This is a genomic window from Salmonella sp. SAL00670 (assembly GCF_046552235.1).
Taxonomy (GTDB): domain Bacteria; phylum Pseudomonadota; class Gammaproteobacteria; order Enterobacterales; family Enterobacteriaceae; genus Salmonella; species Salmonella enterica.
Genome location: NZ_JBGDUO010000007.1, coordinates 59,255 through 74,394, shown reverse-complemented (window position 1 = coordinate 74,394; position 15,140 = coordinate 59,255). Strand labels below are relative to the sequence as shown.

Here is a 15,140-nt window from a genome sequence, read left to right as displayed (position 1 = left end):
ACGGGCGTAAGAGAGCAACGCGACCTGGGCTGTAAGCATCATTAACGCCGCAGCAATGCGAAAGACGATGAGCAAAAATAGCGGCTAATCATAGCTCAGCGAGACGCATTTGAGAATGCCGGATTTACATTAGCCGATGTGGGTACGGCTGTAAGCCTCCAGTGCGTCACCGCAAAGCGCAGCAACTCCTCAACAGACATCTCCTGCCACGCTACGACGTCGCGTTGGCCTAAAAAGCGCAATGCCTGGACCAGTACCGGGCGCGGATCGCCTGTCGCAAGCGCAGGGGCATGATTTTGCTTGGAAAGTTTAGCGCCTTGTTCGTTGAGCGCCAGCGGAAGGTGCACGTAACCTGGCGCACGCCAGCCAAACTGTTTATACAGAGAAAGCTGTCGGACAGTGGGTTCGATTAAATCTGCGCCGCGGACGATCTCCGTCACCCCCTGAAAATGATCGTCGACCACCACGGCCAGATTATAAGCAAACAGTCCGTCGCGGCGGTGGATAATAAAATCTTCGCTCGCCAGCTGTGGGTCAGCCTGGATATCGCCGCGCAAGGCATCATGGAAATGCATCACTGGATGCTGCTGTTTAATTCTGACGGCGGCATTCTCCGGCCCGTGGCATAACGTCCGGCAATGGCCGTCGTAAATACCGCCCAGACGTTGAATGCGCGAGCGGGGGCAAGTGCAGTAGTAGCTCAGTCCCTGCTCGTGAAGCCAGGCCAGCGCCTCGCGATAAGCCTCATGACGCTGTGATTGCCATAAGACCTCGCCATCCCAGTGCAGGCCGTAATGTTCCAGCTGGCGCAGAATGGTCGCTGCGGCACCGGGAACTTCACGTGGGGGGTCGATATCCTCTATGCGAACGCGCCAAATTCCGCGTTGCGCACGGGCTTGTAGATAGCTGCCGAGGGCGGCGATTAACGAGCCGAAATGCAGTTCGCCGGATGGCGATGGCGCGAAACGGCCAATATAGTGTGAGTCAGTCATGCTGCGGGCAATAAAGAATAAGGCGGGAAAACTCCCGCCTGTCATAAATAGGGTAGAAACGAACGGGATTAACCCGCCATCTGTTTTTCGCGAATTTCAGCCAGCGTTTTGCAGTCGATGCACAGATCGGCTGTTGGACGCGCTTCCAGGCGGCGGATACCAATCTCCACCCCGCAGGACTCGCAATAACCGAAGTCTTCATCTTCCACTTTCTTCAGCGTCTTCTCGATCTTTTTGATCAGTTTGCGCTCACGGTCACGATTACGTAACTCCAGGCTAAACTCCTCTTCCTGCGCGGCGCGATCGACCGGATCGGGGAAGTTGGCGGCTTCGTCCTGCATGTGCGTCACAGTGCGATCGACTTCATCCCGGAGTTGATTACGCCATGCTTCAAGAATACGCTTGAAGTGCGATAGCTGGGCTTCGTTCATATACTCTTCGCCCGGTTTCTCCTGGTACGGCTCCACCCCAGCGATGGCGAGAATACTCAGGGACGATGTTTTACGGTTTTGCCCTTCTTGCATGTTGCTTCTCCTTAACACGCACTATCGATCCCCATGTTCGGGGGAAAATCAGGTCGCTATAAATAGCAGATGCTTTTCCGGATAGCAATTATCTAAACGTAACACTTGACAACCCTGTGAGGAAAAGCGTATTTACGCACGCGGCCAGAATACTTAATAATCAGGCTGTTATTCCACTACAACGTTATGGGTACTGGTTCGTTCAGTTCCATTTTTTGGGCTGAAAGTTCTGCTTTATAAGCTAAAACTTCCACGCCTTTATTCTGAGCCTCGCTCAATAGCTGCGCGTATTTTATATCGATATGACGTGCGGGTGAAAAACGTGTAATGGCGGAGTGCAGCACCGCGAACACCACCACTGCGCGATGACCTGCCGCCGCAACGCCCATCAACTCCCGAAGATGTTTTTGCCCTCGTTCGGTGATGGCGTCGGGAAAATAACCGTTTTCTTTTTCCGCTAACGTGACCGATTTCACTTCAATATAGCAGTCCGGGCGGAAATCTGCCTGTAACATAAAATCTATACGGCTGCGCTCGGCGCCATATTTGACTTCACTTTTCAGAATATTGTACCCCGCCAGCGCTGGCAGGCGATTCTCCTGAATCGCTTCTTTCGTTAGCTGGTTCGCCCGCAGCGTATTCACGCAAATGAATGCGCCGGATTGCGTTTCAGTCAATTCCCAGGTATGCGGATATTTGCGTTTAGTATTTTCTGATGTCGAATACCAGACGGTATCGCCAGGCGTGGCGCAGCCGGTCATCGCGCCGGTATTAGGACAGTGCAGCGTAAGCGTTGTACCGTCAGGGGTGATCACATCGGCTAAAAAACGTTTATAGCGCTGAATCAACGTAGCGCGTTGTAAAGGGGGGGAGAATAGCATCGACATTCCTTCATTATTATTCGCCCAGCGTCCAGCGCTGCAGCTCGGCATAGCGGGTACGGCCTTGCCCATACGAAGAGGCGTAAAGCGCAAATGACGTAACCGGAAATGACCAGCAAAAGCCCGGCGGCGGGATAGCCACCGTATGGCTGGCGTCGCGCAGCAGCGTAATATGCGGGTGAAAAGGCTGCGGGCTTTGGTAACAACCGCTGCGGGCGGCCTGCGCGCGCAGCATATTAGCCAACTGCAACAACCCGCGCGGCGGATGGCGCATCCCCAGCCACACCACGCGTGAACGCAGCCACTGACCGGCGTCATCCAGATGTAGCGTAAAGCCCGGCTGGCGAATTCGTCCGGCCAGTTGCGCAAGCGCGCGCTGCTTATCGTTACTGACGTCGCCTAAAAAGGCCAGCGTCAGGTGCAGGTTCGCCGCTGCGACGGGGCGTCCGTCTTCAGACGCAAAATGAGCGGCGCGCCAGGCGATAATTTGCGTGCGCGCGTCGTCGGGTAAGTCAATCGCAAAAAACAGCCGTTTTGGCTCAGACATAGGGATACTCGGTTATGGATTAACACGATGCTACAATGCGGCGCAAAGAAAGTTAACCCCGTGGAGCCGTTTGTGACGTCATTGCCCGTTGCCGCCGTATTGCCTGAATTGTTGACAGCCCTAAAAACCGCGCCGCAGGTTTTGTTGTCCGCGCCTACCGGGGCGGGGAAATCCACCTGGCTGCCGTTGCAACTCCTGCAACAAGGTCCGGTTGCTGGAAAAATCCTCCTGCTTGAACCGCGTCGTCTGGCGGCGCGTAATGTCGCGCAGCGTCTGGCGGAAGCGTTGAATGAAAAGCCTGGCGAAACGGTAGGTTACCGGATGCGCGCGCAAAGCTGCGTGGGGCCGCGTACCCGGCTGGAAGTAGTGACAGAAGGCGTATTGACCAGAATGATTCAGCGCGATCCCGAATTACGCGGCGTGGGGCTGGTGATACTGGATGAATTTCATGAGCGCAGTTTACAGGCGGATTTAGCGTTAGCGCTGTTGCTGGATATCCAGCAAGGGCTCCGTGACGATCTCAGGCTGTTAATCATGTCTGCGACGCTGGATAACGACAGGCTTTGTCAGCGACTGCCTGATGCGCCGATGATCGTCTCGGAGGGGCGCGCGTTTCCCGTGGAGCGACGTTATCAGCCGCTCGCGACGCATTTGCGTTTTGATGAAGCCGTCGCGATGGCGACAGCGGAACTGTTGCGCAATGAAAACGGTTCGCTGCTGCTATTTTTACCCGGCGTAGGCGAAATACAGCGCGTTCATGAACATCTGGCGTCGCGGGTAGGCAGCGATGTCCTGCTTTGTCCGCTGTATGGCGCATTGTCTCTGGAAGCGCAACGCAAAGCGATTGTTCCGGCACCCGCCGGGATGCGTAAAGTGGTGTTGGCGACTAACATTGCCGAAACCAGTTTGACGATTGAAGGGATTCGTCTGGTCGTCGATAGCGCTCAGGAGCGCGTGGCGCGATTTGACGCGCGAACGGGACTGACGCGGCTGGTTACGCAGCGTATCAGTCAGGCATCAATGACGCAGCGCGCGGGGCGCGCCGGACGACTGGCGCCGGGTATCTGTTTACATCTGCTGGCCAAAGAACAGGCGGAGCGGGCGGCGGCGCAAAGCGATCCGGAAATCTTACACAGCGACCTTTCCGGTTTATTGATGGAGGTGTTGCAGTGGGGATGTCACGATCCGGCATCGCTTTTCTGGCTGGACAGGCCGCCGGAGGTGAATCTTCAGGCCGCCCGCCGTTTATTATTGATGTTAGGCGCGCTGGAGGGCGAGCGGTTAAGCGCGCGGGGCCGGAAAATGGCGGCAACAGGTAACGATCCGCGCCTGGCGGCGATGTTAGTCAACGCCGGCGAGGGCGATAGCGCCGCCACTGCCGCCATGCTCGCGGCCATCCTTGAGGACCCGCCGCGCGGCGGCGGTACGGATTTAAGCGTAGTATTTTCGCGGCGACAGCCGGGCTGGCAGCAGCGTAGCCAGCAGCTTTTAAAACGGCTGCAGGTGCGTAATGGCGAGCCGGATAGCGCGCTTATTATGCCGCTGTTGGCCAGAGCGTTTAGCGACCGCATCGCGCGGCGTCGTGGTCAGGAAGGGCGCTATCAGTTAGCCAATGGTATGGGCGCGATGTTAGATGCGGATGACGCGTTGGGACGTCATGAATGGCTGATCGCGCCGCTGTTACTGCAAGGTAGCGCCTCGCCGGACGCCCGAATATTGTTGGCGCAGCCGCTGGATATCGCCTCGCTGATTCAGGCGTGTCCTGATTTACTGCGCCAGTCCGACACGGTTGAATGGGACGAGGCGCAGGGAACGTTGAAAGCATGGCGCAGAATGCGTATTGGACAGTTGACGGTTAGCGTTCAGCCACTGGCGAAGCCGTCTGAAGAGGAGCTTCATCAGGCGATGCTGAACGGCATCCGCGATAAAGGTCTGTCCGTCCTTAACTGGACGCCGGAAGCGGAGCAGTTCCGTCTGCGTCTGCACTGTGCGGCGAAATGGCTGCCGGAATATGACTGGCCTGCCGTGGATGAGGCGTCGCTGCTGGCGACTCTGGAAAATTGGTTGCTGCCGCACATGACAGGCGTACAGTCGTTACGAGGGCTAAAATCCCTGAACGTTAATCAGGCGTTACGGGGACTGCTTGACTATGCCATGCTGCAACGTCTGGATAGTGAACTGCCTGGGCATTACACTGTGCCGACGGGAAGCCGAATAACGATTCGTTATCATGAAGATAACCCGCCCGCGCTGGCGGTCAGAATGCAGGAAATGTTTGGCGAAGCGAAGACCCCAACCATCGCTCAGGGCCGCGTGCCGCTGGTGCTGGAACTGCTTTCGCCAGCGCAGCGACCGCTACAGATTACGCGCGATTTAAGCGCTTTCTGGCAGGGGGCGTATCGCGAAGTGCAAAAAGAGATGAAGGGCCGTTACCCCAAACATGTCTGGCCGGACGATCCGGCGAATACGGCCCCAACGCGGCGCACGAAGAAGTATTCGTGACGTGTTATACGTTGCCTCCAGGCCAGATAAGGCGTTAATCGCCATCCGGCAAAAGGGTAAATTGAGAGATTTCTTCTTCTGTCGTCTGGCGGAAGAATAGAGAATCGGGCCTTTGCGCCTGTATGTTGCGGAGAAAAAGCATGGCGGGGAATGACCGCGAGCCGATTGGACGTAAGGGGAAACCGTCACGTCCTGTGAAACAAAAGGTGAGCCGTCGTCGGCAGCATGACGACGATTATGATGATGACTATGAGGATGAAGAACCGATGCCGCGTAAAGGTAAGGGCAAAGGGCGTAAGCCTCGTGGCAAGCGCGGCTGGCTGTGGCTATTGCTAAAACTGTTTATCGTTTTTGTGGTGCTGTTCGCCATTTACGGCGTCTATCTGGATCAAAAAATCCGCAGCCGTATCGATGGCAAGGTCTGGCAGCTTCCGGCGGCGGTATATGGCCGGATGGTGAACCTTGAGCCAGACATGCCTGTCAGCAAAAACGAGATGGTAAAATTGCTGGAAGCGACGCAGTATCGTCTGGTGACGAAGATGACCCGTCCCGGCGAATTTACCGTGCAGGCCAATAGCATTGAGATGATCCGTCGTCCGTTTGACTTCCCGGACAGCAAAGAAGGGCAGGTGCGCGCGCGGCTGACGTTCAGTGACGGGCGTCTGGAAACCATCGTCAATCTGGATAACAACCGCCAGTTTGGCTTCTTCCGTCTCGATCCGCGGCTTATCACCATGCTTTCTTCGCCAAATGGCGAGCAGCGTTTATTCGTCCCGCGCAGCGGTTTCCCGGATCTGCTGGTCGATACGCTGTTGGCGACGGAAGACCGTCATTTCTATGAGCATGATGGCATTAGTCTTTACTCTATCGGGCGTGCGGTGCTGGCCAACCTGACGGCGGGACGCACGGTGCAGGGGGCCAGTACGCTGACCCAGCAGCTGGTGAAGAACCTGTTCCTCTCCAGCGAAAGATCATACTGGCGTAAAGCGAATGAAGCCTACATGGCGCTGATCATGGATGCCCGTTACAGTAAAGATCGTATTCTTGAGCTGTACATGAACGAGGTCTACCTCGGTCAAAGCGGGGACAATGAAATTCGCGGTTTTCCGCTGGCGAGCCTGTATTACTTTGGCCGTCCGGTAGAGGAACTGAGCCTCGATCAGCAGGCGTTACTGGTGGGGATGGTAAAAGGGGCGTCGATTTATAACCCGTGGCGTAACCCGAAACTGGCGCTGGAGCGTCGTAACCTGGTGTTACGCCTGTTACAGCAGCAGAAAATCATCGATCAGGAACTCTATGACATGCTGAGCGCGCGTCCGCTTGGCGTACAGCCGCGCGGCGGCGTTATTTCACCGCAGCCAGCGTTTATGCAGATGGTTCGTCAGGAACTGCAGGCGAAGCTGGGGGATAAAATTAAAGATCTCTCCGGCGTGAAGATCTTCACCACCTTTGACTCCGTGGCGCAGGATGCCGCAGAAAAAGCCGTTGTCGAAGGTATTCCGGCGTTGAAGAAGCAGCGTAAATTGAGCGATCTGGAAACTGCGATGGTGGTGGTGGATCGCTTTAGCGGCGAGGTGCGCGCGATGGTTGGCGGGGCGGAGCCGCAGTATGCCGGCTATAACCGTGCCATGCAGGCGCGCCGTTCCATCGGGTCGCTGGCGAAACCGGCGACCTATCTGACCGCGTTAAGTCAGCCGAACTTATACCGTCTGAACACCTGGATTGCCGATGCGCCGATTTCTCTGCGCCAGCCGAATGGTCAGGTCTGGTCGCCGCAGAACGACGATCGTCGCTACAGCGAAAGCGGGAAAGTGATGCTGGTGGATGCGTTAACTCGCTCAATGAACGTACCGACGGTCAATCTGGGGATGGCGTTAGGTTTACCGGCGGTAACCGATACCTGGACGAAGCTCGGCGTGCCGAAAGATCAGCTCAATCCGGTTCCGGCGATGCTGTTAGGGGCGCTGAACCTGACGCCGATCGAAGTGGCGCAGGCGTTCCAGACTATCGCCAGCGGCGGAAATCGCGCGCCGTTATCAGCGCTGCGTTCGGTTATTGCGGAAGATGGTAAGGTGTTGTACCAAAGTTATCCGCAAGCTGAACGCGCTGTACCGGCACAGGCGGCTTACCTGACGCTCTGGACAATGCAGCAGGTCGTCCAGCGTGGTACGGGGCGTCAGCTTGGCGCGAAATATCCGGGTCTGCATCTGGCCGGTAAAACCGGGACGACAAACAACAATGTCGATACCTGGTTTGCCGGTATCGACGGCAGCCAGGTGACTATCACCTGGGTAGGCCGTGATAACAACCAGCCGACGAAATTGTACGGCGCCAGCGGCGCGATGGCGATTTACCAGCGCTATCTGGCGAACCAGACGCCGACGCCTTTAGTTCTGACGCCGCCGGAAGATGTGGTGGATATGGGCGTTGATTACGACGGTAATTTTGTCTGTAGCGGCGGTATGCGCACTCTGCCGGTCTGGACGGACGATCCAAATACGCTGTGCCAGCAGGGCGAGATGATGCAGCAGCAACAGCAGCCGTCAGGCAATCCGTTCGATCAGTCGTCTCAGCCGCAGCAGCCTGCGCAGCAACAGCCGCCGAAAGAAGAGAAGAGCGACGGCGTTGCCGGCTGGATTAAGGAGATGTTCGGCGGCAATTAATCACGGTAATAGTACCGGGTGGCGCTGTGCTTACCCGGTCTACACCGTTACGACCCCATTATGTGCGACGTAGGCCGAATAAGACGCTTACGTCGCCATCCGGCAAATCCTCCATAAATAACATTTCAGTCTAATTTATTAACCCTTCCTTTTCATCTGGTTATTTCTTAACCCCTTAGTTTTCGTAGGGCCGCGTATCGCTTGCCATTGCGACGATATTTCGCCTATCATGCTGCGGTTATAATAATAATTATCGTTTACGTTATCATTCACTTTCATCAGAGATATACCAATGGCGCGTCTTAAAACTGCTCAGCCAAACTCCTCACTGCGTAAAATCGCAGTTGTAGTAGCCACAGCGGTTAGCGGCATGTCTGTCTATGCACAGGCGGCGGTTCAACCGAAAGAAGAAACCATTACCGTAACCGCAGCGCCTGCCGCGCAGGAAAGTGCCTGGGGACCGGCTCCGACCATCGCCGCGAAGCGTTCCGCCACCACCACCAAAACTGATACACCTATCGAAAAAACGCCACAGTCGGTTTCGGTGGTCACTAACGAAGAGATGCAGATGCATCAATTCCAGTCAGTAAAAGAAGCGTTGGGTTACACGCCGGGTGTAACGGTAAGCAGCCGCGGCGCTTCCAATACCTATGACTTCGTGATTATCCGTGGCTTCTCTTCCGTCGGCCTGAGCCAGAACAACTATCTGGATGGCCTGAAATTGCAGGGGAACTTCTACAACGATGCGGTTATTGATCCCTACATGCTTGAGCGTGTTGAGTTGATGCGTGGCCCAACGTCCGTCCTCTACGGTAAGAGCAACCCGGGCGGTATCATTTCGATGGTTAGCAAGCGGCCGACTACTGAGCCGCTGAAAGAAATTCAATTCAAAATGGGGACGGACAATTTGTTCCAGACCGGTTTTGATTTTAGTGATTCCCTGGATGACAACGGTGAGTTCTCATATCGTCTGACGGGGCTGGCGCGTTCGACAAATGAGCAGCAAAAGAGTTCTGAGTCGCAGCGCTATGCGATTGCGCCCTCTTTTACCTGGCGTCCTGATGAGAAAACGAATTTTACGTTCCTTTCTTATTTCCAGAACGAACCAGAGACCGGCTACTACGGCTGGCTGCCGAAAGAGGGAACGGTTGAACCGTTACCGAATGGTAAACGCTTGCCGACAGATTTCAATGAAGGGGCGTCAAACAACACCTATTCTCGTAACGAGAAAATGGTGGGATACAGTTTCGAGCATGGCTTCAACGACACTTTTACCGTGCGCCAGAATTTACGTTTTGTCGAAATGAAAACCGCGCAAAAAAGCGTCTATGGCACGGGGATTGCGGCGGACGGCCATACGCTTAACCGCGGTACTATCGTTGACAACGAGCGTTTACAGAATTTCAGCGTAGATACACAACTGGAAAGTAAATTCGCGACCGGCGATATTGATCATACGTTGCTGACGGGTGTCGATTTCATGCGTATGCGTAATGATATTAACGCGACGTTTGGTAGCGCGCCGTCAATCGATCTCTATAACAATTACCATCCTGAATACTTTGCTTTCGGCGGCGCTGAGCCGTACCAGATGAACGAAAGTAAACAAACAGGCCTCTATGTTCAGGATCAGGCGGAATGGAATAAGTGGGTATTTACTCTCGGCGGCCGCTATGACTGGTCTAAACAAGCGACAACGGTGCGTCAGAATTCCACTACGCCGACAGAAGGATATATTGAACGTAATGACCACCAGTTCACCTGGCGCGGTGGCGTAAACTACGTATTCGATAATGGAATTTCACCTTACTTCAGCTATAGCCAATCTTTCGAGCCAAGCGCCTTCGATTTGTGGAGCACCCCACGCGTTTCTTACAAGCCGTCAAAAGGCGAGCAATATGAAGCAGGGGTGAAATATGTACCGAAAGACATGCCGGTTGTTGTTACGGGTGCCGTTTATCAGCTGACCAAAACCAATAACCTGACCGCCGATCCAACCAACCCATTAGCGCAGGTGCCGGCAGGCGAAATTCGTGCGCGAGGTGTAGAGCTGGAAGCCAAAGCAGCATTGACGGCTAACATCAATATGACGGCGTCTTACACTTATACTGATGCTGAATACACGAAAGACACTAATCTGAAAGGGAATACGCCAGAGCAGGTGCCTGAACACATGGCGTCGTTGTGGGGCGATTACACCTTCAACGAAGGTCCGTTGTCAGGTTTAACGCTGGGAACAGGCGGTCGTTTTATTGGTTCCAGTTACGGCGATCCGGCTAATAGCTTCAAGGTAGGCAGTGCAGCGGTGATGGATGCGGTCGTCAAGTACGATCTGGCGCGTTTTGGTATGGCGGGCTCCAGCATTGCGGTTAACGTTAATAATCTGCTCGACCGCGAATACGTCGCCAGCTGCTTCCAGACCTACGGCTGTTTCTGGGGCGCAGAACGTCAGGTCGTTGCAACGGCAACCTTCCGTTTCTAATTTCTTTTTGGGCACGGCTTGCCGTGCCCGTTTTACAAGTTGGCTGCGATGCAGGAAAACCACATTCATTCCGATACCACCTTTGCGCTGCGAAGCGTCGCCTTTCGTGTGCCGGGCCGCACGCTTTTACACCCCCTCTCGTTAACGTTTCCCGCAGGTCGCGTCACCGGACTTATTGGTCATAATGGTTCCGGTAAATCCACGCTGTTAAAAATGCTGGGCCGCCATCAGCCGCCTTCCGAAGGGGATATTCTGCTCGACAATCAGCCGCTGGCGAGCTGGAGCAGCAAGGCGTTTGCCCGCAAAGTTGCCTATCTGCCTCAACAATTGCCACAGGCGGAAGGAATGACGGTGCGCGAACTGGTGGCGATTGGCCGCTATCCGTGGCACGGCGCGCTGGGACGCTTTGGCGTCGCGGACCGGGAAAAAGTAGACGAGGCGATTACGCTGGTCGGCTTAAAACCGCTGGCGCATCGTCTGGTAGACAGTCTTTCCGGCGGTGAACGCCAGCGCGCGTGGATTGCCATGCTGGTCGCGCAGGACAGCCGTTGTCTGCTGCTGGATGAGCCGACGTCAGCGCTGGATATCGCCCATCAGGTTGACGTGCTGGCGCTGGTGCATCGTTTAAGCCAACAGCGCGGGCTGACGGTGGTAGCGGTGCTGCACGATATCAACATGGCGGCCCGCTACTGTGATTATTTAGTCGCGCTACGCGGCGGTGAAATGATTGCGCAAGGAACGCCTGCGGAACTGATGCGCAGTGACACGCTGGAACAGATTTACGGTATCCCGATGGGTATCCTTCCGCATCCGGCGGGCGCGGCACCTGTGAGTTTTGTGTATTAATGCGTGATTTATATCCTCTTACTCGCCGCCGTTTATTAACGGCGATGGCGCTCTCGCCGCTGCTGTGGCAAATGAATACGGCGCAGGCTGCCGCTATCGATCCCCGCCGGATTGTGGCGCTGGAGTGGCTGCCGGTTGAGCTGCTGCTGGCGCTCGGTATTACGCCGTATGGCGTGGCGGACGTGCCAAATTATAAGCTGTGGGTTAGCGAACCGCCGTTGCCGGATTCGGTGATTGATGTGGGTCTTCGCACTGAACCCAATCTCGAACTGCTGACGGAGATGAAGCCGTCGTTTATGGTCTGGTCGGCAGGCTACGGACCCTCGCCGGAGAAACTGGCGCGGATCGCGCCGGGGCGCGGGTTCGATTTTAGCGACGGCAAAAAGCCGCTGGCGGTGGCCCGACGCTCGCTGGTTGAACTGGCGCAGACGCTGAATCTGGAAGCTGCGGCAGAAAAACATCTGGCGCAATACGATCGCTTCATCGCCAGCCAGAAGCCGCATTTTATCCGCCGCGGGGGGCGTCCGTTACTGATGACGACGCTTATCGATCCGCGGCATATGCTGGTGCTCGGCCCGAATTGCCTGTTCCAGGAGGTGCTGGACGAGTATGGCATCGTCAATGCCTGGCAGGGTGAAACCAACTTTTGGGGCAGTACGGCGGTTAGCATCGATCGGCTGGCGATGTATAAAGAAGCGGATGTGATCTGCTTCGATCACGGGAATAACACCGATATGAACGCGCTGATGGCAACGCCGCTGTGGCAGGCCATGCCGTTTGTCCGCGCCGGGCGCTTTCACCGGGTGCCCGCCGTTTGGTTCTATGGCGCGACCCTCTCCACGATGCACTTTGTCCGCATCCTGAATAACGTGTTGGGAGGCAAAGCGTGAGCAGAAAACGTGAAATGCCGGATGGCGGCGCGAAAAGCGTCTTATCCGACCTACGGTTCGGGCGCTTTGTAGGCCGGATAAGGCGAAGCCGCCATCCGGCGTTGCTGTTATTGGCGCTGTTTGTTGCCGCCTGCTGGCTGACATGGGTTAACTTCTCCGTTGCGCTACCGCGCAGCCAGTGGCAACAGGCTATCTGGTCACCGGATATCGACATCATTGAGCAGATGATTTTTCATTACAGCCTGCTGCCAAGACTGGCGATTTCGCTACTGGTGGGCGCGGGACTTGGGCTGGTAGGCGTCCTGTTCCAGCAAGTATTACGTAACCCGCTGGCGGAACCGACCACGCTGGGTGTGGCGACCGGCGCGCAATTGGGGATCACGGTGACTACGCTTTGGGCGATTCCCGGCGCGCTGACCACGCAGTTTGCCGCCCTGGCGGGAGCCTGTATCGTCGGCGCGCTGGTGTTCGGCGTGGCGTGGGGCAAACGTCTGTCGCCAGTGACCCTGATCCTCGCCGGGCTGGTGGTCAGCCTTTACTGTGGCGCAATCAACCAGTTACTGGTGATTTTCCACCACGATCAGTTGCAAAGCATGTTTTTATGGAGCACAGGAACGCTAACGCAAACCGACTGGAGCGGCGTGCAGCGTCTGTGGCCGCAGTTGCTGGGCGGTGTGATGCTCACGTTATTGTTGTTACGCCCGATGACGCTGATGGGGCTGGATGACGGCGTTGCGCGTAATCTGGGTCTAGCGCTGTCGTTAGCGCGTCTGGCGGCGCTGTCGCTGGCGATTGTGTTGAGCGCTCTGCTGGTCAACGCGGTGGGCATTATCGGTTTTATCGGCCTGTTTGCGCCGCTGCTGGCGAAAATGCTTGGCGCAAGACGTCTGCTGGCGCGCCTGATGCTGGCGCCGCTCATTGGGGCGCTTATTTTGTGGCTATCCGATCAGATTATCCTTTGGCTAACCCGCGTATGGATGGAGGTTTCCACCGGGTCAGTGACGGCGTTAATCGGCGCGCCGCTGCTCCTGTGGCTGCTGCCGCGGCTTAAAAGCATGAGCGCGCCGGATATGAACGCCAGCGATCGTGTGGCGGCGGAACGTCGGCACGTTCTTGCTTTTGCCGTTGCCGGTGGCGCGCTCCTGCTGCTGGCAACATGGGTCGCCCTCTCTTTTGGTCGCGACGCGCACGGCTGGACGTGGGCGAGCGGAACGCTGCTTGAAGAACTGATGCCGTGGCGCTGGCCGCGGATACTGGCGGCGTTAATGGCGGGCGTCATGCTGGCGGTGGCGGGCTGCATTATTCAGCGTCTGACCGGTAATCCAATGGCCAGCCCGGAAGTGCTGGGGATCAGTTCCGGAGCCGCGTTTGGCGTGGTGTTGATGCTGTTTTTGGTGCCGGGGAATGCCTTCGGTTGGCTACTGCCTGCCGGAAGCCTGGGCGCGGCGGCGACACTGCTGATTATTATGATAGCCGCCGGGCGCGGCGGTTTCTCGCCGCAACGGATGTTGCTGGCGGGGATGGCGCTCAGCACCGCGTTTACCATGCTGCTAATGATGCTCCAGGCGAGCGGCGACCCGCGGATGGCGGAAGTATTGACCTGGCTCTCAGGATCTACCTATAACGCCACTGGCGGGCAGGTTACGCGAACCGCGATCGTAATGGTGATTTTGCTGGCACTTGTGCCGTTGTGTCGCCGCTGGTTAACGATTTTGCCCCTGGGCGGCGATGCCGCGCGTGCGGTGGGCATGGCGCTTACGCCGTCGCGTATCGCGCTGCTGGCGCTGGCGGCGTGTTTGACGGCAACCGCGACGATGACCATTGGGCCGCTGAGTTTCGTTGGACTGATGGCGCCGCATATTGCGCGGATGCTCGGTTTTCGCCGGACGATGCCGCATATGGTCATCTCGGCGCTGGCAGGGGGCGTTTTACTGGTCTTTGCCGACTGGTGCGGCAGGATGGCGCTATTTCCGTATCAGATCCCGGCGGGACTGCTTTCAAGCTTTATTGGCGCGCCGTACTTTATCTATTTGCTACGTAAACAGAGTCGGTAAAAAAAAGCTGTGCCACATTTATGTCGGGTGGCAGCCATGCTCAACCCGACCTACAAATTACACAATATCAATATGTTGTGGCAATATTTTGTAGGCCTAAAAATAGCTGAACGCTATCAGGTGCGAGAGCTGTCCTGTCACGTTTTATCGAGGGAACTCTGCTTTTATTTTCAGCAAGAAGCAGGTGTTATTTTTGTATCGATAAGTCATGAGCTATTTCAGTGGCGCGCCGCTGTCTCGTGAACAGGGTGACTAATTTCAACATATCCAGGCCCGAAACGTTGATGATAAATTGCGGCATGATCTATCCAATAATAAGAATTACCGGTTTCGGTATTAAGCCTTTTTAAATATTAAGATGCGGATGCCGCATCTTTAATGCATCTCGTAAATCAATTTTAATTTAATAATAAATTTTCATTATAAAACTTCGATAATAAAATATTATTTTTTTATCGAAGTAATAAAAAACAACTCTATTAAAATAAATTAATTGCCACGAGTAAACAAAAAAAATGTAATTTAGCATTTTTTGTTTTTTTTTAATGAAATTTATACCAAAAATAAATGTTACGCGTCATTGCTATATATTCAGTACTGTAATTCTGATCTTTTTTTATTCATTTTGACATGTTTATTGTTTTTTTGGCTCTCCCGTCTTGCTTGCTTTGTTTGTTTTTTGAACGGTAAAAATATTTATTATTTAATTCTGATAATCCTTTAAATAAAAAACGCTTGTCTTTGGGTTTTTAATGAAAA

Annotated in this window: 10 protein-coding genes; 6 read left to right on the top strand and 4 right to left on the bottom strand. The window is 55.2% G+C overall.

The window, feature by feature from the left end:
- Positions 1–95: 95 nt before the first annotated feature.
- From gluQRS to thpR, 4 genes are all read right to left on the bottom strand, one after another.
- Entirely contained in the window at positions 96–992 is an 897-nt protein-coding gene (gluQRS, locus tag ACLJRS_RS19745; protein ID WP_001667835.1) for a tRNA glutamyl-Q(34) synthetase GluQRS, read from the bottom strand.
- 68 nt (positions 993–1,060) lie between these two features.
- Positions 1,061–1,516: an RNA polymerase-binding protein DksA gene (dksA, locus tag ACLJRS_RS19740; RefSeq protein ID WP_001155232.1), complete on the bottom strand. Its 456-nt coding sequence runs from the start codon at positions 1,514–1,516 to the stop codon at positions 1,061–1,063.
- Positions 1,517–1,692: 176 nt separating this feature from the next.
- Positions 1,693–2,397, bottom strand: a complete 705-nt coding sequence (gene sfsA / locus ACLJRS_RS19735) for a DNA/RNA nuclease SfsA (RefSeq protein ID WP_000899412.1) — start codon at positions 2,395–2,397, stop codon at positions 1,693–1,695.
- Between the two features lie 16 nt (positions 2,398–2,413).
- On the bottom strand, positions 2,414–2,944 hold the full coding sequence (gene thpR, locus ACLJRS_RS19730; RefSeq protein WP_001294185.1) for an RNA 2',3'-cyclic phosphodiesterase: 531 nt from the start codon (positions 2,942–2,944) through the stop codon (positions 2,414–2,416).
- A gap of 72 nt (positions 2,945–3,016) precedes the next feature.
- Here thpR and hrpB point away from each other — a divergent pair, with 72 nt between their 5' ends.
- The 6 genes from hrpB (at position 3,017) to fhuB (ending at position 14,381) form a co-directional block, all read left to right on the top strand.
- Complete coding sequence (hrpB, locus tag ACLJRS_RS19725; protein WP_001750267.1) at positions 3,017–5,446, top strand: ATP-dependent helicase HrpB; 2,430 nt, start codon at positions 3,017–3,019, stop codon at positions 5,444–5,446.
- Between the two features lie 140 nt (positions 5,447–5,586).
- The gene (gene mrcB, locus ACLJRS_RS19720; protein WP_000918127.1) at positions 5,587–8,109 is read left to right on the top strand and encodes a bifunctional glycosyl transferase/transpeptidase; all 2,523 of its coding nucleotides are present in this window, start codon (positions 5,587–5,589) and stop codon (positions 8,107–8,109) included.
- A 292-nt stretch (positions 8,110–8,401) separates the two neighbouring features.
- Entirely contained in the window at positions 8,402–10,591 is a 2,190-nt protein-coding gene (fhuA, locus tag ACLJRS_RS19715; protein WP_000113220.1) for a ferrichrome porin FhuA, read from the top strand.
- Between the two features lie 48 nt (positions 10,592–10,639).
- Positions 10,640–11,437: a Fe3+-hydroxamate ABC transporter ATP-binding protein FhuC gene (gene fhuC / locus ACLJRS_RS19710; protein WP_001157204.1), complete on the top strand. Its 798-nt coding sequence runs from the start codon at positions 10,640–10,642 to the stop codon at positions 11,435–11,437.
- On the top strand, positions 11,437–12,327 hold the full coding sequence (fhuD, locus tag ACLJRS_RS19705; RefSeq protein WP_001205357.1) for a Fe(3+)-hydroxamate ABC transporter substrate-binding protein FhuD: 891 nt from the start codon (positions 11,437–11,439) through the stop codon (positions 12,325–12,327). The genes fhuC and fhuD overlap by 1 nt, the downstream gene beginning before the upstream one ends.
- A 14-nt stretch (positions 12,328–12,341) precedes the next feature.
- A complete protein-coding gene (fhuB, locus tag ACLJRS_RS19700; protein WP_001673685.1) occupies positions 12,342–14,381 on the top strand; it encodes a Fe(3+)-hydroxamate ABC transporter permease FhuB in 2,040 nt (679 codons plus the stop codon).
- Positions 14,382–15,140 lie beyond the last annotated feature (759 nt).